This is a genomic window from Dyella sp. 01N36, from assembly GCF_056399745.1.
This window is the reverse complement of record NZ_JBFTRY010000341.1, coordinates 1-1,912: the sequence shown is the minus strand read 5'-3', so window position 1 is coordinate 1,912 and position 1,912 is coordinate 1. Positions and strand designations below refer to the sequence as shown.

Genomic DNA, 1,912 nt, shown 5'->3' with positions numbered 1-1,912 from the left:
ACAACAGACAAACTGCCGACCGGCACGGTGGGCGTTCGGCTCTTGATGTGGCTCTTGATGTGGCTCCTGCCCCCGGGGTCCCCGTATGACGCGGCGGGCGGGTGGAGGAAAGCCCGCAGGGTGGCCGCATGGATGCGGCCAGTTTTTCGACAGGACAGGGATGTCCTGTCGAAAAACCCCGTAACCCGACCGCGCACCTGGAGGGCCAACGGCCCGGAAGGCGCGTCATCCGGGGGGCCCTTTCTTTTGGTTACTTTTCTTTACTCCGGGCATCCTGCCCTCCGCCCTGCGGGCCGGCTTCGCCGTTCGCACGCGCTCGAAGCGCGTGCGTGGGCAAGCAAAGAAAAGTGACCCGGGCCGCGGCAGCGGCACGGAAGCCCGCGGCAGGCGAGCCAGGTCGAGGTATCGCGACAACAAAGCGCATCACATCTGGGTCCCGGCCCGCGCCGGGATGACGAGCAAGCGTGCCGCCTCAAAAAATCATGCTGCGGAGCAACACAAAACCCACCACCCCMCACCCCACCTCCCAATGCACCCGCAACATCCCCATCCCAACCCCCAAAGCTCGACATCCCGCCCACTCTGATGCATACGTATTCACTTCAATAAACCGGCACTGCCAGCGCAGAATCGCCGGACTCTGGATTGGGGAGAGGCAATGAATCTGAATTCCACACCGACGTCGACGAACTCCGTCGGTGACCTTGGGCAACACGCCACCGCGCGCGTTGTCTTGATCGCCGCGGCCGCTGCACTTGGCGGCTTCCTGTTCGGCTTCGATACCGCCGTGATCAACGGCGCGGTCGACGCCGTGCGCGGCAATTTCGGGCTGGATGCAGCCCACATCGGTTTCGCCGTGTCATGCGCGCTGCTAGGTTCTGCTGCTGGTGCGTGGTACGCCGGCCCGCTCGCAGACCGCGTCGGCCGAGTACGCGCGATGCAGGTGGCGGCCGTGTTGCTGGCTCTGAGCGCCTTGGGCGCGGGTTTGGTGAACGGCGTTGGCCTGTTGGTGTTCTGGCGCCTGGTGGGCGGCATCGGCGTCGGTGTGGCCTCGGTGATCGCGCCGACCTATATCGCGGAAATCTCGCCTGCCGCCGTGCGCGGCCGGCTCGGCTCGTTGCAGCAGCTGGCCATCGTGCTTGGCATCTTTGCCGCGCTGCTGAGCGATGCATGGCTGGCCGGTACGGCGGGCGGTGCCTCGCACAAGCTCTGGTTCAACCTGGACGCGTGGCGCTGGATGTTCCTGGTCGCCGTGGTGCCTGCATTGATCTACGGCTCGCTGGTGCTCGGCGTGCCCGAATCGCCGCGCCACCTGGTGGCCAAGGGTCGCCTGGCGGAAGCCAAGGACGTGCTGCGCCAGGTGCTGGGCATGCACAACGAGGCTGCCCTCGATGCCAAGGTGAAGGACATCCAGCAGAGCCTGCACTCGGAATACCGCCCCACCCTGAAGGACTTGCGCGGACCGCGCCTGGGCCTGCTGCCGGTGGTGTGGATTGGCATCCTGCTGTCGGTGTTCCAGCAGTTCGTGGGCATCAATGTCATCTTCTATTACTCGTCCACCCTGTGGCATTCGGTGGGCTTCAGCGAAGCCGATTCGTTCTCCATCACGGTGGCCACCTCGGTGGTGAACGTGCTGGTGACCCTGGTCGCCATTGCGCTGGTGGATCGAATCGGTCGCAAACCGCTGCTGGTGATCGGCTCGGCCGGCATGGCCGTCACCCTCGGCGCGATGGCGTGGTGCTTCTCGCAGGCCACCGGCAGCGGCGCCACACTGAGCCTGCCGGCGCCGTGGAACATGGTGGCCCTGGTTGCCGCCAACGCTTACGTGGTGTTCTTCGGCCTCAGCTGGGGCCCGATGGTGTGGGTGCTGTTGGGCGAAATGTTCCCCAACCGGATCCGCGCCATTGCGCTG

1 protein-coding gene is annotated in these 1,912 nt (G+C 65.6%); it reads left to right on the top strand.

The window, feature by feature from the left end; translation table 11 throughout:
• Positions 1–658: 658 nt before the first annotated feature.
• Positions 659–1,912: sugar porter family MFS transporter (locus AC1DMG_RS21875; RefSeq protein WP_477181126.1), on the top strand; the 1,254-nt coding region annotated here is incomplete at its 3' end.